13 protein-coding genes are annotated in these 19563 nt (G+C 63.2%); 3 read left to right on the forward strand and 10 right to left on the reverse strand.

Features of this window, described 5'->3' with window-relative positions:
* Positions 1-52 precede the first annotated feature (52 nt).
* Entirely contained in the window at positions 53-958 is a 906-nt protein-coding gene (locus P3C39_RS03710) for a LysR family transcriptional regulator (RefSeq protein WP_275952689.1), read from the reverse strand.
* A 118-nt stretch (positions 959-1076) separates the two neighbouring features.
* Between P3C39_RS03710 and P3C39_RS03715 the strand changes: the two genes are divergently transcribed.
* Both P3C39_RS03715 and P3C39_RS03720 read left to right on the forward strand, forming a co-directional pair.
* A complete protein-coding gene (locus tag P3C39_RS03715) occupies positions 1077-1499 on the forward strand; it encodes a DoxX family protein (protein WP_346016426.1) in 423 nt (140 codons plus the stop codon).
* 43 nt (positions 1500-1542) lie between these two features.
* The gene (locus tag P3C39_RS03720) at positions 1543-2412 is read left to right on the forward strand and encodes an NmrA family NAD(P)-binding protein (RefSeq protein ID WP_024501528.1); all 870 of its coding nucleotides are present in this window, start codon (positions 1543-1545) and stop codon (positions 2410-2412) included.
* A gap of 114 nt (positions 2413-2526) precedes the next feature.
* Here the strand turns inward: P3C39_RS03720 and P3C39_RS03725 are convergent, their stop codons facing one another.
* The 9 genes from P3C39_RS03725 to P3C39_RS03765 form a co-directional block, all read right to left on the reverse strand.
* Positions 2527-2976, reverse strand: coding sequence for an Rrf2 family transcriptional regulator (locus P3C39_RS03725; protein ID WP_013530871.1), 450 nt, complete (start codon positions 2974-2976; stop codon positions 2527-2529).
* A gap of 256 nt (positions 2977-3232) precedes the next feature.
* Positions 3233-4219: a sulfate ABC transporter substrate-binding protein gene (locus tag P3C39_RS03730; RefSeq protein WP_224675548.1), complete on the reverse strand. Its 987-nt coding sequence runs from the start codon at positions 4217-4219 to the stop codon at positions 3233-3235.
* A 371-nt stretch (positions 4220-4590) separates the two neighbouring features.
* Positions 4591-5631, reverse strand: a complete 1041-nt coding sequence (locus P3C39_RS03735) for a sulfate/molybdate ABC transporter ATP-binding protein (RefSeq protein WP_013530873.1) — start codon at positions 5629-5631, stop codon at positions 4591-4593.
* A 13-nt stretch (positions 5632-5644) separates the two neighbouring features.
* On the reverse strand, positions 5645-6529 hold the full coding sequence (cysW, locus tag P3C39_RS03740) for a sulfate ABC transporter permease subunit CysW (protein WP_013530874.1): 885 nt from the start codon (positions 6527-6529) through the stop codon (positions 5645-5647).
* Positions 6522-7373 carry a sulfate ABC transporter permease subunit CysT gene (gene cysT / locus P3C39_RS03745; RefSeq protein ID WP_275952697.1) on the reverse strand — a complete coding sequence of 284 codons (852 nt, stop codon included), beginning with the start codon at positions 7371-7373 and terminating at the stop codon, positions 6522-6524. The genes cysW and cysT overlap by 8 nt, the downstream gene beginning before the upstream one ends.
* A 21-nt stretch (positions 7374-7394) precedes the next feature.
* Complete coding sequence (locus P3C39_RS03750) at positions 7395-8420, reverse strand: sulfate ABC transporter substrate-binding protein (RefSeq protein ID WP_275952698.1); 1026 nt, start codon at positions 8418-8420, stop codon at positions 7395-7397.
* 220 nt (positions 8421-8640) lie between these two features.
* Positions 8641-9399 (reverse strand): M15 family metallopeptidase, encoded by a 759-nt coding sequence (locus P3C39_RS03755; protein ID WP_275952699.1) that lies wholly within the window; start codon positions 9397-9399, stop codon positions 8641-8643.
* Positions 9400-9604: 205 nt separating this feature from the next.
* A complete protein-coding gene (gene pbpC, locus P3C39_RS03760; RefSeq protein WP_013530878.1) occupies positions 9605-11686 on the reverse strand; it encodes a penicillin-binding protein 1C in 2082 nt (693 codons plus the stop codon).
* A 175-nt stretch (positions 11687-11861) separates the two neighbouring features.
* Positions 11862-17360 carry an alpha-2-macroglobulin family protein gene (locus tag P3C39_RS03765; protein WP_275952700.1) on the reverse strand — a complete coding sequence of 1833 codons (5499 nt, stop codon included), beginning with the start codon at positions 17358-17360 and terminating at the stop codon, positions 11862-11864.
* Positions 17361-17632: 272 nt separating this feature from the next.
* Between P3C39_RS03765 and P3C39_RS03770 the strand changes: the two genes are divergently transcribed.
* Positions 17633-19561 (forward strand): autotransporter assembly complex family protein, encoded by a 1929-nt coding sequence (locus tag P3C39_RS03770; protein WP_127367018.1) that lies wholly within the window; start codon positions 17633-17635, stop codon positions 19559-19561.
* Positions 19562-19563: the final 2 nt, after the last annotated feature.

A 19563-nucleotide genomic window follows, 5' to 3' on the forward strand; every position in this document is an offset into this window, starting at 1 on the left:
GCGCCGCTTACGAAGTGTTGATTTCGAAGGCCGGACGAAGATAGTCGTATCGCTATTCCATATATGGCATCAGCACATCTTCGATCCATTTCATGAACGCGCGGACCCGGCGCGATAGATTGCTCCGATGTGCGACGACGAGGGACACGGCGAGCGGCCGGCGACGAAAATCGGGTAGGATCTCGACAAGCGCTCCACTCTCCAAGTATCGGCCAATGCCCAAGAGTGGCGCCTGGATCAGGCCGAGGCCGGCGAGGGCCGCTGCTTCGTAGGTCTGTGCGCTGTTGACGTGTAGCGCACCTGGCAACTGAAGCGTCGCGTAGCTGTCGCCGTCCGGATATTCCCATCCATAGGGTCGCGCGCCCAGCAGCGTCGAAAAATGAATTGCCCTATGTTCCTGACGCTGGAGATCTTCCAGCGATCGAGGCACGCCATGGCGCGCCAGATAGGCGGGACTGGCTGCGTTGGCCATGCGCAACAGGCCCAACGGGCGGGCAATCAGGGTCTCGTCGCGAATGGGTCCAAGCCGCAATACACAATCGAACCCCTCTTGAACCAGATCGACTTGCCGATCCGTACTCGACACCTCCAGCTCCAACTCGGGGTGAGCCGCCATGAAATCCGGCAAAGCCGGTACGATCGTTGTGCGCGCCACTTCGGTCGGAAGGTCGACCCGCAAACGGCCGCGAAGTGCCACGCGGTCGCCTGCGAACATCGAGTGCAGATCATCGACTTCAGCAAGCAGATCGCGGGCGCGGGCATGAAATGCGCGTCCGTCCTCCGTCAACCGCACGCTGCGCGTCGTCCGGTGCAGAAGCCTGACACCCACATCTTCTTCCAGCTTGCGGACCGCCGTTGAGGCTCTCCCCTTTTGGATGCCCAGGCTATCGGCCGCGCGGGTGAAGCTCCCCATTTCCGCGACCGTTGTGAAAATGAGGATGGGTTCGAGATTCTGCATTTTCGCGCCTCGGATTGTTCCCCAAAAAGAGAACAGTTGGTTCGTTTCCTCGGCATTTATCACAGTTGAGAGGCACAGTAAGCTTCGAATATGGGATCTCCCCATCGGAGAATGACAAGTGTCCGAAACTGTGAACCTGCATCAGACACCGGAAATTATGACCTTGCATCGCGCCCTGTGGGCCGGCCGGATCATGAGCGCGTTTGTCGTCATCACTCTGACGGCAGATGGCACTGTTCAGCTTTTCGCGCCGGCACAGATCGCCAGCATGTTGCAGGAAACCGGGTTTGCGATGGACCTGACCCGTGTCGTGGGTCCGATCATCCTCGCCTGCGCCATCCTCTACGCCATCCCGGTCACCGCCGTCCTCGGCGCGATCCTGGTGACGGGCTTTTTGGGAGGTGCCATCTGCGCCCATCTCCGCATCGGTGAGTTGGGGTCGCCGCCGGAAATCATCTCCCTGCTTCTGGGCGCGATGACCTGGGGCGGCCTCTATCTCCGCGATCCCCGTATCCGGGCCATTCTGCCGCTCATCCATTGAACCAACAGGGGCAGCTCTGTCCCCCGACATCAGGAGAAAACACATGTTCCTAGTAATGGGGATCACGGGAAAAGTTGGCGGCGCAACGGCAGAGCATCTGCTGGCGCACGGCAAGGAGGTACGCGCGCTCGTCCGCAATCGCGACAAGGCGGCCAATTGGGCGAACCAGGGCGTGGAACTGGTAGACGGCGACTGGAATGATTCGGCAGCCATCGAGCGAGCCCTCAAAGGCGTCGAAGGCGCGTTCGTCATGTTGCCCCCTGTCTGGGCGCCGTCGCCCGATTACAAAGAAGCGAGGAGCGTGATTGCTAGCTATGTCGAGGCTCTGACCAAGGCAGCGCCGCCGCGAGTGGTTGCGCTTTCGTCGATGGGTGCGAACAGAACAAGCGGGCACGGGGTGATCGCGGCCTTGTCGCTTCTGGAGCAAGGGTTTCGCGGCCTGACATCACCAACCGCATTTGTGCGCGCGGGGGGATTCTTCGAAAATTTCCTCTACGGCTTGCAGGTCGCGCAGGGCGGAATGCTACCGGTCTACTATAATCCGACAAACCGGAAATCGACCATGGTTGCGACGAACGACATCGGCGCACAGGTCGCAACCCTTTTGACCGGGTCGACGTGGTCAGGGCAACGCATCGTCGAGATCGGTTCGATGGTCACCGCGGATGAAGTCGCCGAGCAGTTGGGTGAAGTCCTGAATCTCGCCGTGAAGGCCTTTGCAATTCCGCGTGCGGGGTGGGCGGAAGCATTCGAGCAATTCGGCATCCCGAAGGGTCACTCCGGGCCTGCCGAAGAAATGTTCGAGGCCGTGAATGCGGGATGGATGGACCTCGGTGTGGCGGGTACTGAGCACGTAGCGGGTACGACGTCCGCACGCGCTGTATTCGAGGCTGCGTCTAATGTGAACGGATAGGCCAAAACTGCATGAGGTTCTCCGTGATTTCGAGCTTCGCAACCCGAGATTTGGAGAACCTCTCCTTCAATGCAGGAATCTCTATCTGAACGCGATCAGCTTGAAGTCGGTGGTTTAGATCTGCGACGTCAGCTCGACCGGAAAATCGTCATTGTCGGCATCGCGCATGGCGGCGAGGCTGCGATTATCCAGCACTTCGGCGATTGCCTGCCGCACCTCCAGCATCATGTGGCGGACCTGGCAGGTCGCCTCGTCGCAATCCTCGCAGCGTTGATACTGCGTGCGGCTGGCGCAAGGGATCGGCGCCAGCGGCCCGTCAAGCACGCGCACGACATGGCCGATCTTGATTTCGGAGGCCGGCCGGGCAAGGCGGTAGCCGCCTTCCTTGCCTTTGCGGCTCTGGACGAAGCCGGCATTGCGCAATTCGCCCAGGATGGCATCGAGGAATTTCTTCGGGATGTTGTTGGCCACAGCGATGTCATTGACGAAGGCCAATTGGCCGGCCGGCAGGCCAGACAGATGCACGAGGGCCTTGAGGCCGTATTTGCCTTTTTTTGTCAGCATGCCCAGATCAACCCATAAAAGCCCCAACCACTCGCATCTGGCGACTGTTTGTGTGCAAATAATGACGTCTTCGCCGCGCGATGATGTTTCGCGAAACAGCCACCAAATTGCACGTTAGGCATAAACGCGTTGATTCTTTGTAACGTTTTGCACTGAGAACGCGGATATTCCGCTGATAACCAGGTTATCGGCGTTCAAAAACGAAAAAAGCCGGCAGCGCGCCGGCTTTTTCGTCTGCTGTGCAGGTATCGCTGCCTCAGCGGCTGCCGTAGGTCTGGTCGAGCAGGCCGCCGGCGGCGAAATGCTCTTTCTGCACCTTGTCCCAGCCGCCGAAAACGTCTTCCACCGTCAGCAGCCGGACATCGGGGAAATCGGCCTTGTATTTCGCCGCCACAGCGGCGTCGCGGGCTCTGAGGCCGTTGCGGGCGGCGATGTCCTGGCCCTCCGGCGTGTAGAGGAAGTCGAGATAGGTCTTGGCCAGATCGCGCGTGCCGTGATCGTCGGCAACCTTGTCGACGATGGCGACCGGGAATTCGGCCAGCAGGCTGACCGAAGGCGTAACCTGCTCGAACTTGTCGTCGCCATACTCCTTGCGGATGCCGCGCGTCTCCGACTCGAAGGTGATCAGCACATCACCGATCTCGCGCTGCACGAAGGTGGTGGTCGCGGCGCGGCCGCCGGTGTCGAAGATCGGCACGTTGTTGAACAGCTTGGTGATGAACTCCTTCACCTTGGCGTCATCGCCCTTGAAGGCTTCCTTGGCGTAGGCGGTGGCCGCCAGATAGGTGTAGCGCGCATTGCCGGATGTTTTCGGGTTTGGGAAGATCACCTGCACGTCGTCGCGCACGAGATCGTTCCAGTCCTTGATGTGCTTGGGGTTGCCCGCGCGGACAAGGAACGAAGGCAGAGAATAGAAGGGCGAGGCATTGTCAGGGAAATCCTTCTGCCAGTCGGCCGAGACGAGGCCCTTCGTGACCAGGAAGTCGATGTCGATGACCTGGTTGAAGGTAACAACGTCGGCGCCAAGACCCTCGGCGATGGCGCGTGCCTGCGCCGAAGTGCCGGCATGCGACTGGTCGACGGTGACGCCCGGATGCTGGGCGATGAAAGCCTTGTTGACCTGCACGAACAGTTCGCGGCCGACATCATAGGATGCGTTGAGCAGTTTGTCGGCCGACCAGGCTTGGGAGGATGCAAGGAACAGGCCGGCGACGGTGGCAAGCCCGAGGAAAAATCGTTTCATGAAAACAGGCTCCGATGCAATGCGTTGATGGTCGGACCATAGCCGTGACGTATCATGCGCGACGAGGCATGCGCTGTCGGTTCGCGCCCTCGTCGTGGGAAAATATATCGCCTAAGTTGGCACCTGTTGGAATTCTGTTCCAGGAGATGGCTACCTTCGTCGGAGTTTTTCTGCGCCTTGTTTGCGGTGCTGCATGGCATATACAAAAGGCAGATACAAACAGCTGCCGCCATGCCCCAGAACCGTCATTCAACAACGCCGCCCAAGGAGGCGAAGCTGTTTCGCAACAACCGCAGCCCAACACGGGAGAGTTCACCCGGATCAGGAATCTGAAGGTCGAAAACCGGTTGGCGTAGCGCTTGAGCCGAGAATCAAGCCGCCGGAAAAAGCTTCCAGCGGCCGGGGCGGAACGCCACCCGGCTTTTTTGCGCCGCGGGATGATCGACCGGCAACTCGATTTCGACCCGCTGACGCTCACCACCGATTTCAAGCTCGACCCGGCGCGTGCCGGCGACGCGCCGGCTGGCGGCGACCGTGCCGGCGATGCAGCCGCTGCAGCCGTCCAGCAATTCGACATCGTGCGGGCGGAAGTAGAGCGTCGCATCGCCCGAGGGCTCGTTGGGCGCGGCAAGCCCGATCGGACGGTCGGCGAGCCAGATCTCGCCATTCTCGACTTTGACGGGAAGCGAGCTCGATTCACCGATGAAGCCGTAGACGAAGGGCGAGTTCGGCGTGTCGTAGATGTCGTCGGCGGTGCCGACCTGCTCGATGCGACCCTGGCTCATCACCACGACGCGGTCGGCAAGCTCCAGCGCCTCTTCCTGGTCGTGGGTGACGAAGACGGTGGTGTGGCCGGTGGCGTCATGGATTTCGCGCAGCCAGCGGCGCAATTCCCGGCGCACCTGCGCGTCAAGCGCGCCGAACGGTTCGTCGAGCAGCAGCACCTTGGGTTCGATGGCCATGGCCCGCGCCAGCGCCACGCGCTGCCGCTGGCCGCCGGAAAGCTGCGCCGGATAGCGCTTTTCCAGCCCCGACAGCTGGACAAGGTCCAGAAGCTCGGAGGCGCGGCGGCGGATCTCCTGCGCCGGGGGGCGCGACGGCCCGTGCCGGACCTTCAGGCCGAAGCCGATATTGTCGGCCACCGTCATGTGCCGGAACAGCGCATAGTGCTGGAAGACAAACCCGACATTGCGATCCTGGATCGACTTGTGCGAGGCGTCCTCGTCGCCGAAGAAGATGTTTCCGCGCGTCGGCCGCTCCAGTCCGGCGATCAGCCTGAGCAGCGTCGTCTTGCCGGAGCCGGACGGCCCCAGCAACGCGATCAGTTCGCCCGACTTGATATCGAGCGACACGTCGTGGAGGGCCGGAAACCGGTCAAACTCCTTGCGCACGTTGGCAACGCGAACTTCCATGCAAATCCCTCTGTCAGTGTCCGCGCGTCGCGGCGATCTCGGCGCCGTAGCGCATCTCGAGAAGTGTTTTCAAGACCAGCGTGACGAGCGCCAGGCCCGCAAGCAATGAAGCGACGGCGAAGGCGCCGACGGCGTTGTACTCGTTATAGAGGATTTCGACATGCAGCGGCATGGTGTTGGTCAGGCCGCGTATATGGCCCGACACCACCGAGACCGCGCCGAACTCGCCCATGGCACGCGCATTGCACAGGAGCACGCCGTAGAGCAGCCCCCATTTGACGTTGGGCAAGGTCACGTACCAGAAGGTCTGCCAGCCATTGGCGCCAAGCGAAAGTGCTGCCTCCTCGTCGCCATTGCCTTGCTCCTGCATCAGCGGGATCAACTCGCGGGCGACGAAGGGGAAGGTGACGAAGATTGTGGCCAGCACGATGCCCGGCACGGCAAACAGGATGACGATGCCATGCGCTTTCAGCCAGGTGCCGAGCAGCCCCTGGGCGCCGAACAGAAGCACATAGACGAGGCCCGATATGACCGGGGAGACCGAGAAGGGAAGGTCGATCAGCGTGGTCAGGAAGGCCTTGCCCTTGAACTCGAACTTGGCGATCGCCCAGGCGGCGGAGATGCCGAACACAATGTTGAGCGGTACCGAGATCGCGGCGACCAGCAGCGTCAGCCGGATCGCCGAGCGTGTGTCGGGATTGCCGAGCGCTTCGGTGTAGGCACCGATGCCCTTGGCGAAGGCTTCGTTGAAGACGATGATCAGCGGCAAGAGCAGGAAAATGCCGAGGAAGGCAAAGGCGACGGCCATCAGGGCCAGGCGCGCCGGGCGGCTTTCCGTGACCGCCGCCGATTGGCTTTCATGGTGCGGTTCGTAGGATTTGATCTCCGGATCAGCCATAGCGCTTGCGGCTCCACGACTGTGCGAGATTGACGACCAAAAGCATGATGAATGACAGGGCGAGCATGATCGCCGCAATCGCGGTTGCCGCCGGGTAATTGTATTCCTCCAGCCGGATGACGATCAGCAGCGGCGCGATCTCTGATTTGTAGGGCAAGTTGCCGGCGATGAAGATGACCGAGCCGTATTCGCCGACGCCGCGCGCGAAGGCGAGCGCGAAGCCGGTGACGATGGCCGGCGCCAGGCCCGGAAACAGGATGCGGGTGATGATCTGGAAACGATTGGCGCCAAGGGTGGCCGCGGCTTCCTCCACTTCCTTGTCGATCTCCTCCATGATCGGCTGCACGGTGCGCACGACGAAGGGCAGGCCGATGAAGATCAGCGCGATGACGATACCCAGTGGGGTATAGGCGACCTTGATGCCGAGCGGCATCAGCAATTTGCCGATCCAGCCGTTCGGCGCGTAGAGCGTGGTCAGCGCGATGCCGGCCACAGCCGTCGGCAAGGCGAAGGGCAGATCGACCATGGCATCGACGATGCGGCGGCCGGGGAAGCGGTAACGCACCAGCACCCATGCGACCAGCGTGCCGAAGACGACGTTGACAGCAGCCGCGACGAAGGCAGTGCCGAAGCTGATTCTCAGCGCATTGACGGTGCGGCGATCGGTGGCGATCGCCCAGAATTCAGGCCAGCCAAGGGCGGCCGAGCGCCAGAGCAGCCCGGATAGCGGGATGAGGATGATGAGGGTGAGGTAGGCAAGCGAGAAGCCGAGCGTCAATCCGAAACCCGGAATGACGCTCGGCTGCCTGAATCGCCACCCCGCTTGGGCGGGTGCTGTGGTCATGTCGTCCTGAATATCGACTGCTTACTGGGGCTTGTAGATCTGGTCGAATATACCACCATCGCCGAAATGATAAGGCTGTGCTTTTTTCCAGCCACCAAACTGTGGATCGTCGATGGTTACAAGTTTGATCGGCGGCAGCTTGGCGAGGTCCTCGGCCGGCACCAGATCGGGCTTGGCAGGACGATAATGGTTCTTGGCGATGATCGTCTGCGCTTCCTTGGAGTAGAGCCAGCTCAGATAGGCTTCGGCGATCTTGCGCGTGCCCTTGGCATCGACATTGGCGTCGACCACTGCCACCGGCGGTTCTGCCAGGATGGAGGTCGGCGGGTAGATGATGTCGAAATTGTCGGCACCGAACTCGTCGAGCGCCAGATAGGCCTCGTTTTCCCAGGCGATAAGCACATCGCCGAGACCCTTTTGCGCGAAGGTCACGGTCGAGCCGCGCGCGCCGGTGTCGAGCACCGGGGCATTGGCGTAGAGCTTGCCGACGAACTCCTTGGTCTTGGTCTCGTCGCCGCCGTCATTGGCGTTGGCGTAGGCCCATGCGGCGAGATAGTTCCAGCGCGCGCCGCCGGACGTCTTGGGATTGGGCGTGATCACCTGGACACCGTCCTTGACGAGGTCGCTCCAGTCGTGAATGCCCTTGGGATTGCCCTTGCGCACGAGGAAGATGATGGTCGAGGTGTAGGGCGCCGAATTGTTTTCGAATTTGGTGCGCCAGTCCGGATTGATCTTCTTCGACTTCGAGACGATGGCATTGATGTCGCCTTCGAGTGCCAGCGTCACCACATCGGCGTCGAGGCCGTCGATCACGGCGCGGGCCTGGGCGCCCGATCCGCCATGCGACTGCTGGACGGTGACCGTCTCTCCGGTCTCGGCCTTCCAATGGGCGACGAAAGCTTCGTCATAGGCCTTGTAGAGCTCGCGTGTCGGATCGTAGGAGACGTTGAGAATGGTGGTATCGGCAAACGCGAAACCGAGCGTGCCGAACTGGACAGATGTGGCGACCAGTGCGCCGAGCAGTTTCCTGAAATGAGGTTTGGTCATTTCTGCCTCCGTTGAACCCGCGCCAAATCTACCGAATTGGTAGAAATTAGATGCATTCAATGTTGCCTTTTTTGCCCCTCTTGAGAAAATGTTCGGCGCCATTTCGTCCTTTGGAGAAATATTTTCCTCTTGCGGCCAAAGGAAGAATCCATGGCCCTGCCACTCAGCCTATCTAGCAATGGGTAGTGCCGAGGCAAGGTGTGGAATTTGATCCGGTGCCTCAATCGGCGGTGATGGGAAAGTCGAAACGCTGTTTGGCGAACGGTTCGCTTTTCAGCGTGAAGTGCCACCATTCCCTTGCATAGTTCTTGAAGCCGCCGGCGCGCATGGCTTCGACAAGCATCTTGCGATTTGCCGCCGCTTCACTGGCAGGGCCGCGGTATGCGGTTTCGCTCATTGAATCAAAGCAGTCGAAACCGGTACCGAAATCGAGCGTGTCGGCATCCCCGGTGCCGCAGGCCGGGTTCGGGCTGGACCTGCGGTCCATCCGGGCGACGGCGACGTCGACGGTCGAGCCACGTGAATGAGTCGACAACTCTCCGACATAGCCCTTGGCGATCAGGTCGCTGCGCCTGACCTCCGGATACCATTGCGGATCGGGCGGCCCGCCCTGTTTTGTCCATTCGCCCATGTCGGCGACGGCGCGGGCAGGGCGGTAGCAATCGAACACCACCAGGGTCAGGCGTTTGGCCGCGATCGCTTTCTGGACAGCGGAGAGTGCCTTCGCCGCATCCTCGGTGAGGATGCAGACCGGGGCGTCATAGCCGTTCACCTTGCGGTGCAGAAAATTATCCGATCCGGCGTAGCGGATGTCCTGGCGGATCGAGGGGTCGACATCGGCGAGCCGGACAAAGCCGGCGGGGAGTGGGTCAGCGAGAGCAGGGAGGGTGATTGCCGTGACAAGGATTGTTGCTGCCAGTGCTGAGGCTGCCGACAGGAAAGGATCGCGCGAGGCACCCCCCTCTGCCTTGCCAGGCATCTCCCCCGCAAGGGGGGAGATTGGCAGCTTTGGCGTCCTGCTCCACCATTGATAACTGGCGAAAGCGGCAAGGACATCCGATCGCCCTCCTTGCGGGGGAGATCGCCGGCAGGCCAGAGGGGGGTGCCTCGGAACAGGCATGGGTGAGTATCCTGCTATCCGCTGAGCCTGTGGAAAGCCAATTCCACGAATCGCTTGCAGCCGTCTATTCGACAAACACCTTCACGCTCGCCGCACGTCCCGCGGCGTCGATGACGGTCAGCGTCGAATAGCCAGCGCCGTCGGGCTGCCAGGTCGCGGTGCGGCGACGGTCGATGCCCACCAGCGGCTTGCCGTTGGCCAGCCAGCGGAACGGCGCACGGCCGCCTTGCAGTTTCAGCACCAGCGGCGAGGCGTCGACCGAATTGGTGCCGAGATCGACGCGGGCGCCGTCGGGCGGGAAGATGATGGTCGGTGCGGGTTCGGTCACTGTCGCCTGCACCAGACCGTCCGCTCCGGCGCCGAAGCGGGCGAGCGTCACCGGCAGGTCCTCGCGCCTGGGGCTGAACAGTCCGGGCGGCTTGCCCGGCAAGGGGACGGCGACCAGGCCCGAGCGGACAAAACCCTCGAACAGGATGGGAGCGGCCGAGACATAACCGGACAGTCCGGGCACCGCGCCGGCGTCGGGACGGCCGACCCAGACACCGAGCACATAGCGGCCGTCGAAGCCGACCGACCACGCGTCGCGGTACCCGTAGGACGTGCCGGTCTTGTAGGCAATGCCGCGCTGCAGGGCACCCTCGGGCGGCTTGACGCCCGACAGTATGTCGATGATCTGCCAGTTGGCCTGACCGTCGAGGATGGTGGCGCTGGTGCGCTCGGCATTGGCCGGCTCGGTGCCGTCATGCAGCGTGTGCGTCTTGCCGCCATTGGCGAGCCCTGTGTAGAGCTGGACGAGGTCGCGCAGCGTGACGCCTACGCCGCCAAGGCCGATGGCCAGGCCCGGCGCCTCGTTGACCGGCAGTATGGGGCTGACGCCGGCCTGGCGGAAGCGCGCCATCAGCCGCGTTGGCCCGACCGCGTCGAGCACGCGGATCGCCGGCACGTTGAGCGACAGTTGCAGCGCTTGCCGGATGCTGACATCGCCCTGGTAGCCCATGTCGAAATTCTTCGGCCGGTAGCCGGAGAAATCGACAGGGCTGTCATCGATCAGCGTCTCCTGCGCCACCAGGCCCTGTTCGAAGGCAAGACCGTAGATGAACGGCTTCAGCGTCGAGCCGGGCGAGCGGACGATCTTTGTCATGTCGATCCAGCCGGAGCGGTTGGCGTCGAAGAAATTGGCCGAGCCGACTTCGCCGAGAATGTCGCCGGTGCGGGAGTCGGCCAGCACCATGGCGACCGACAGGCGAGGGCCGAGCTTGGTGGCGGCGTCCCTCGCCACCTGTTCCAACCCTTCCTGGACGCTCTTGCGGATCGTCAGTTGCAAGGGCTGGCCGGGGACGGCCTTGGGCAGCATCGCATAGGCTGCATGCGCAGCGAGGGCCGGCAGGGTACGGCGCAGGCCCGAGACATCGTCGAGGGCGGCACGCGCGGCCTCGCGCTCGCCGAGCAGTCCGGAAGAGACCATGCGGGTCAGCACCCGGTCGCGGGCGGCGTGGGCGATCTTCAAATTGCGGTCGGGGCGGCGTTTTTCCGGCAGCTGCGGCAGGGCGACGAGCAGGGCGGATTCGGAAACGGTGAGCCGTTTCGGCTCCTTGCCGAAATAGGCCAGCGAGGCGGCGCGCACGCCTTCCAGATTGCCGCCATAGGGCGCCAGCGTCAGGTAGCGTTCGAGGATTTCGCGTTTCGACAGCCGCCGTTCGATCTGGATGGCGCGCAGCATCTGCTTGATCTTGGAGCCGAGGCTGCGGCTTTCGCGCGGCTCGATCAGCCGGGCAAGCTGCATCGAAAGCGTCGAGCCGCCGGAAACGATGTGGCCGCTGGTGGCGAACTGGCCGGCGGCGCGCGCCAGCGCCAGCACGTCGACGCCCTCATGGTCCCAGAAACGTTTGTCTTCATAGGTGACCAGCATGTCGACGAATTGCTTGTCGACCTGGTCGAGCCGGGTTTCGAGCCGCCAGTAGCCGTCCGGCGTGGCGAAGGCGCGCAACAACTGGCCATCGCGGTCCTGGACTTCGGTGGAGACTGTGAGTTCGGCTGGAAGCGGGGGCGGGAAGGCGCGGTCGAGTTCCCAGAGGGACGCGGCGGAAAGGGCGAGGATGCCGGCGCACCCTGCCGCTCCAACAGCGAATTTGCGAAGCATCTTCATGGCAGTAAAGATGCCCCCCTCATCCGGCCGCTTCGCGGCCGCCTTCTCTCCGGTGGGGAGAAGAGACTGGCGCCAGCGCTGGCCGTCTCCTCTCCCCTCGGGGAGAGGTCGACCAAGCGAAGCGGAGGGCGGGTGAGGGGGCACTTTGCTCATCGCGTCCATCACCATCAGCGCCTTACGGCGCCTTGATCTCCATCATGCCGGTGGCGGTGCGGGCCGAGTATTGCGGCCGATACATGTCTTCCACCGTTGCCGCGGGGTGCGCATAGGTACCCGGCGTCACGGCGCGCACGACATAGGCGAGGGTCAGATTGTGGTCGTGGTCGCCGTCGGCCGGGTTGAATGCCGCGACGAAACGGTCGTCGCGGAATTCGAGATGGGCCGCATCGGTCTGCGCCAGCCACGAGAAGTTCGTCAACTGGGCGCTGGAGACCAGGCCGGGATTGTCGATCTCGAAGCCGGCCGGCAACAGGTCGGTGACCAGCAGGCGCGATGGCCATGTGTTCTGCTCGTTGACCTTGAGCACGACGACATAGCGTTCGTTCTGCGTCGCCTCGGTGACATTGGCCTCGGTGCCGTCGAGCTTGTAGTAGGTGCGGCTGATGGTGAAGCCATCGCCGCCGGCCGGCAGGGGCTGGACCGGCGACGCCACCGTGGTGACGACGGCCTGCAGCGGGGTCTTGCCGGTGTTGGCGATGGTCAGCGGGCTGTCGACAAGGTCAGAGCCTTCGACCTGGTCGGAGTAGCCGCCGGAATGTGCCGCGCCATTGACGGTCAGCGTGATCGTATCATTGCCTTCTTTCAGCGCGCGGGCCGCCAGCAGCATCCAGGATTCGTCCTGGGTGCTGGTCCAGCGGGCTTCGGCGCGTTCCCTGGTCACCAGCCTGATCAGCTCCGGCACGATTGTCGGTACCGGCTTGGATTCCGCCGCCAACGCCAGCATCGCCGCGCCATCACGCAGCCGCGAACCGTAGTCGGAGCGGTAGTAGTCGTAGTCGGTGGTCGACTTGGCCAACTGCAGGGCAGTCTTGAACGTCGATTCCGCACGCGGTGTATCGCCGTAGAGCGCCAGGCTTGCCGCCAGCTGGGCAACGGCCATCGGGCTGGAAAAAGCTTCGAGCTGCGTGTCCGCATAGTAGCGCAGGTCGCCGATCGAGGCCTTCTTGTTGCGGGCCAGAACGTAGAGGGCGTAGGCGATCTCGCTGCCCCGGTCCTGGACGCTCTGGTCGTAGCCGAGTGAGTTCTGCAGGTTGCTGAGCGCCTGGTTCATGGCCAGGCTCGGCACGTCGTATTTCTGCTCGCGCGCCCTGGTCAGGAAGTCGGTGACATAGGCATCGAGCCACAGATCGCCGGAGCCCGGGCCCCACAGGCCGAAGCTGCCGCCCGAGGCCTGGTAGCTCAGAACCTTGTAGATGGCGTCCTGGATGCGGCCATGGATATCGGGATCGCTGGCCATGCCGATGCCGGACGCCAATTCATTGACGTAGAGAAGCGGCATGGCGCGGCTGGTGGTCTGCTCGGCGCACCCATAGGGGTAGCGGTCGAGCGTCATCAGCAGCGAAGGCACGTCGAAGGCGGCAGCCTGCGAAACGCCGACGCTGACAGAGGCGCCGTCGAGCAGGCTTGCCGCGAGCAGCTCCTTGTCGACGCGAAGCGCGCCGCCATCGCCCTTGAGGTCGACCACCAGGCGGGTGGTGACCGGTAATTGCGCCGGGCGCACCGGCACATAGAGCGTCTGCTCGACCTTGGTGCCGTCGGCATGGGCAAGCTTGATGGTGAGCGAGGCATTGCCGGCCGTCTGAGCGATCAGCGGCACGGTCAGCGTCTGGCGCTTGCCCTGGGCGAGCGTCAGCTTCTGGGGCAGGGGCTTGTCGCCCGTCGACAGGTCGCCCGTCGTTTCGATCGAGAACGCATAGTCGCCGGCCGGACCATCGGTGTCGGCGACGTCGAGGCGCATAACGGCGGCGTCACCAGGCGCCAGGAAGCGCGGCAGGCCGGCGGTGATGACCACGGGATCGCGCACGATCACGTCGGACTGGGCGTGGCCGACCGCGTCCTTGGTCCAGGCGACGGCCATGACGCGCACGGTGCCGTTGAACTGCGGGATGTCGAAGTCGACCCGCGCCTTGCCGTCGGCGTCAAGCTCGACGACGCCGGAGAAGAAGGCGACCAGCTTTTCGGTCGGCGGGCTGCCTTGCGCCTGCATGTTGGCGCCGTCGCCGCCGGTCCTGAGCTTGCCGGCGTTGCCCAGAGAACCGTCGATCAGGCGACCGTAGATGTCGCGGATTTCCATGCCCAGCATGCGCTGGCCGAAGAACCAGTTCTCCGGATCCGGCGCCTTGTAGCTGGTCAGGTTGAGGATGCCGACATCGACGGCGGCAACCATGACATAGGCATTGCTGCCCGGCTGCACGCCGGCGACCGAAACCGGGATCGACAGCTGCTGGCGCGGCATGGTCTTGTCCGGTGGCGTCAAGGTGATGGCGAGCTTCTTCGAACCCGGATCGACCTTCAGCCATTTCACGCCGATGGCGCGGGCCGGCATGCGCGTCTCCTGCGCATCGCCCGGCCGGAACAGGGTTGCGGTGACATAGGCGCCGGCGCCCCAGTCGTCGCCGACCGGAATGTCGACGGTGCTGCCGCCGGCCGGCACTGACGCCGTGATGGTCTTCAACAGCTTGTCGGAGCCGATGTTGATCAAGAGTTCGCCGGCAAAATGCGGCGAGATTTTCAGCTTGGCCACTTCGCCGGCGGCATAATTGTCCTTGTCGAGGGCGATTTCGAGGCCGTCAGGCGTTTCGGTGGTGGTCGAGGAGACATACCAGCCGGCGTCGAACTCGTAGCTGGTCGCCGGTCCTTCGGGATCGGCGGTTTCAACCTCGAGCCTGTACTGACCCCAATCGACCGGCACGGAGACCGTTGCGTCGCCGTCGGCGTTGAGGTCGACCTGGCCGTTGGCGATCGACTTGGTGAAGGTCACCGGCTCGTAATTCCACGAATTGTTGGAGCGGTACCACTGGTAATTGCGTTCGACCTTAACCAGCGTCCATTGCGCGCCTTTCAGCGCCTCACGCTTGCCGTCGGGATCGACGGCGATCAGGCTGAACTTGGCCGTGCCGCCCTGTGGCACTTCATTGTCGGCGAAATCCGGACGAATGCCGATCATATGGCCCTGCGGGCGGATGCCGATGTTGAGCGAGCGCTCGATGGCGCGGCCGCCGGTTTCGCGCATCCTGACCGTCACCTTGGCGTCGACCAGCTTGGTGGTCGAGGGCAGTTGGTCGACGGAGACCGGGAAGGTCACCTTGCCGTCATCGCCAACCACCGGCAGATCGGCGAGGGGGGTGACCGTGGGTTCGGCCGACTGCTCGTCGGCGAGACCGAAGGAAAAGCCCTGGAAACGGTCCCAGTCGCGCGACGTCGACAGCGTCAGCTCGCCTTCCAGCGCCAAGCCTGCTGCCGGCGCGCCATAGAGGAAGCGGCCGTCAATGTCGATGTTGGCGGTTTCGCCCTGGGCGATTTCCTGCTTGTCGGCCTTCATGTCGAATTCGATGCGATCCGGCACGAAATCCTCGACCAGGAACATCTGGCTGGCCACCGCGGGCTGCTTGGGATCGGTGTAGATCGACACCGACCAGGTGCCGCGCATGGCGTTGGGGGCGAGCGGCAGGTCGACGGCATGGCCGCCGGCCGATGCGCCGTCGCTGACGATACGGCGGTCCTCGACGCCGTCGGGGCGCGAGAAGATGAAGGTCAACGGCAGGTTTTCGACCGCCTTGGCGGCACCGTCGCGAGCAAGTGCGGCGACATGAACATCCTCGCCGGCGCGGTAGATACCGCGTTCGGTCCAGGCATAGACGTCGAGCGCACCTGGCGCCGCGCGCCCGGTGACGCCGCGGTCGGACAGGTCGAAGCCGGCCCGGCCCATGTCGAGGAAGACGAAGTCATTGTCGCCCTGCTTTGCCATCAGCACGGCCGGCACCATGCCGCCGTCGCCGCGCGTCAGGCCGGGGTTGAAGACGGCATGGCCGTCGGCATCCGACGTCGCCGTGCCCAGAACCTCATTGTTCCTGGCGACCAGCGTCAGTTCGGCGCCGGCGATCGGCTTGGCGCTGCCCAGCGAACGGGCAAAGACATTGAGCCCGTCCTGACCGGTATAGGTCGACAGGCCGATGTCGGAGACGACGAACCATTGCGTGGCCATCGAGTTGTAGTCGTCGCTCTTGTCGTTGACGGCCTGGGCGGTCAGCACGTAGACGCCGGGCTTGCGCTGCGGCACCGCCTGGTCGACCGGGAAGGAGGTGGTGACCTCCTTGTTGAGGTCATTGGCGATGTCGAGCTGGCCTTGCCAGACCGGCGCGCCCATCTGCTCGGAAATGTTGGAGATGTCATAGCCGTCCAGCTGGTGCAGGAACTGGTAGCCCGACAGAAGCTGGGCGAGCGAACGATCGCCGATGCGATAGAGCTTCATCTCGGCAGCGTTCATGTTGACGGTAACGATCGGAATGCCACGGCGCGCGCCGGCCGGCAGCACGAAGCTATCACCGGTGAAGCGGGCGGACGGTGCGCGGTCCTGGACATAGATCGACAGCACCACGGGTGCCGCGGTCACTTCGCCGATTGCCGCCGGCAGGCCGGCGCGGAAGGTGACGTCGTAGTGCTGGCCATGCTCCAGCCCTTCGACGCAGATCTGCTTGTCCTTGGCCTCGACGCCCTTGGGCGGTGCATTGTCGACGGTGACGAATTGCGCGTAATCGACGCCGGTCTTGACCAGATCTTCGGAGAATTGCGCGCAGATGCGCGGCGCGCTGGTGTCGGCGTCGATGGTGTGGTCGATAACGCGGAAACCCTTGCGCGCCTTCAGATCGGCATAGTCGGCCTGGACCGCCGGCGACGGGTTCAGGGCAAGGCTCGCCTCATAGGCCTGTAGCGCCGGCCGGTAGAGATCGCGCTTGTCGAGGCCGTTGCCGAGCAGCGCCAGCACTTCGGCGCGCGTCTTGGTGGTGCGCAGTAGTTTATAGGCATTGAATGCGGCCGAAGTGCCGTTCGTCGGCAAAGTGGAAGCTTCGGATGTGCTGGCGGCGGGCTGCACGGCCAGCGTTTCACGCGCCAGGTTGAGCCAGAGCTGGCCATCATCGGGCAGTACCGAGACAGCGGCCTCGTATTTCAGCATGGCGGAGCGGTGGTCGCCGGTCAGCACGGCCTGTTCGGCGGCACTCAGCAAGGCAGCCATGCCTTCTGTCGGCTTGTCATAGGCCGGGCCGAGCAGCTTGTTGCGGTATTGCTGGGCCTGGTCGGCCATCCAGTTGGGGAAGAAGGCGAGTTCCGGCGGCGCGCCGATATCAGGATCGCCATCGATGTTGACGACCTTGCCGGCGACCGCGCCATTGAAGGTTTTCAACTGGTTGTAGTCGGATTTGAGGAAGCACCATTTGGCCTTTTTATTGTAGGTGAAGGCGCGGCAGGCCGGGTCTCCCAGGCATGTCGTCTTGCACTGGTCGATTGTCACATTCTGGTCGGACCTGAGATCAAAGCCGAAATAATCGGAATTGTCCGTTGTCGCGATACGCCGGGCTTCGGCCGCCTGCGAGACGCTGCTCCAGGCCAGGACATTGGCCCAGGCAAAAAACAGGAGAATCAGAATCGAAAGACCACGAGCCGCGCGCATTGCCATAACACCCCTCCAGACACAGCTGACGTCCGGGCATGATCAAGCTTCAGTCAGGCTTGTCAACACAAGGACGCGGCAGGGTTCCGCCTGCCAACGGTTTCCTTTCCGGCCGATGACCGGTAGTACCTCCATAGGACAGGGGATCACGCTTTCTTGCGGCAACGCAAAAGGTGTGAATTCCAAGCCCGTCCTATTTCAGACAATTGGATTGTGGCCCCTTTACGAGCGCTTCAGAACTTCATTCCAATTTTAGTTTTGTAACCTAGGTTGTCTTAATGCCGGCGCATGAAGAGCAGATGTCAGGAGGTCGCGCGCCAGGGCGTGCGCTTCTGCGCGCCCTGCTGCTGGCCATGATGTGCTCGACCGTGCTCGTCGCCGAATCGCCCCCGGCGGCCGCTTTCGAGCTTTTCGGCTTCAAGCTGTGGGGATCGTCCAGCGACGAGGATGCCGACATCGTCGATCCGCTGCGCTACGCCGTGACCATCAATGCCCCCGACGCGGACAAGGACCTGGTCAAGAAGCTCGAAAATGCCTCGGCGCTGAAGAGCGACGAGGAGCGTCCGGTTTCAGGCTCGCTCGGGCTGATGGCCAAGGCGCGCAGCGACCGCGAACAGCTTGTCGCCGCGCTCTATGCCGATGCCCGCTACGAAGGCGTCGTCACCGTCACCATCGACGGCAAGCCGCTCGACGATTTGCCGCCAGATGCCGAATTCAAGGGTCCGCAGCCGGTTCCCGTGGCGATCGACATTGCTACCGGGCCGAAATTCACCTTGGGCAATATCAGGCTGCAAGGCGACGCGGCAGGACTGATGAGCGCCGATTATGGCCTGATATCAGGCGGCGACGCCGGATCCGGCGCAGTGCTCAAGGCCGAGGCGCTGATCGTGCGGACGCTGAAGGAGCAAGGCAGGCCGCTGGCAGAGGTGACGGACCGCCAGATCGTCGCCGACCATGCCACCTCGACGCTCGACGTGACGCTGACGGTCGCCGCCGGACCGGTCGCCGGCTATGGCCCGACCACCGTGGAAGGCACCGAGAAGGTCGACCGCGACTTCACCGAATACATGACTGGCCTCAAGCGCGGCCGGCAATACTCGCCGCAAGAGATCGACGACGCGCGCGACCGGCTGCTGGCGCTCGAGGTCTTCAACAGCGTGACGTTCAAGGAAGCCGACAAGCTCGATGCCGACGGCAACATTCCGATCGGCGTCCAGGTCAGCGAGCGCAAGCCACGCTATTTCGGCGTCGGCGGCACTTTTTCCAACACCGAGGGGCTGGGCCTTGAGGGCTATTGGGGCCACCGCAATTTGTTCGGCCGGGCCGAGAAGCTGCGCATCGATGGCAAGATCAGCGGCATTGGCAGCAACGATCTCGGCGAACTCAACTACAATGCCGGCATCATGTTCGAGAAACCCGGTGTGATCGGACCGGCATCGAAGTTCTTCGCCGGCGTCAAGACGGTGCTCGAACATCCTGATGCCTATGACCATTTCTCGGTCAAGGGCAGCGCCGGCCTGTCCTACGAACTGACCAAGAAGCAGACGGTTTCCGCCGAGGTGGCGCTCGACTATTCCCGCATCCACGACGCTTTCGGCAAGCACAAATACCTGATCGCCAGCATTCCGCTGCAATATGTCTACGACAACAGGGACAACCGCCTGAACCCGACCAGCGGCTTCCGGGTGCTGGCCTATGCCGAGCCGAGCTACGACATTTTGAATGGTGCGGCCTTCCTGAAGCTCAAGGGCGAGGGATCGGCCTATCAGTCGCTGGATTCGGCTTCCAAGTTCGTGCTGGCCGAACGTGTCGCCATCGGGTCGATCGTCGGCACCGGGCTTCAGAATGTGCCGGCCGACCGGCGCTTCTATTCCGGCGGCGGCGGTTCGGTGCGCGGCTACGCCTATCAGGGCATCGGTCCGAAGGATTTCACCGGCCAGCCGATCGGCGGCCTGTCCTTCTTCGAAACCTCGGTCGAGATGCGCATCGCCATCACCGACACGATCGGCATCGTGCCGTTCGTCGATGCCGGCACCGTGTCGACCAAATCGGTTCCCGATTTCTCCGATGTCAAGGTCGGCGCCGGCGTCGGCCTGCGCTATGTCACGCCGTTCGGGCCGCTGCGCATCGACGCGGCCGTGCCGCTCAACCGCGATCCGGGCGATCCGCATTTCGGCATCTATGCCGGCATCGGACAGGCATTCTGAGC

Origin of the sequence: Mesorhizobium sp. XAP4, assembly GCF_029269325.1 — a bacterium.
Taxonomy (GTDB): domain Bacteria; phylum Pseudomonadota; class Alphaproteobacteria; order Rhizobiales; family Rhizobiaceae; genus Mesorhizobium; species Mesorhizobium ciceri.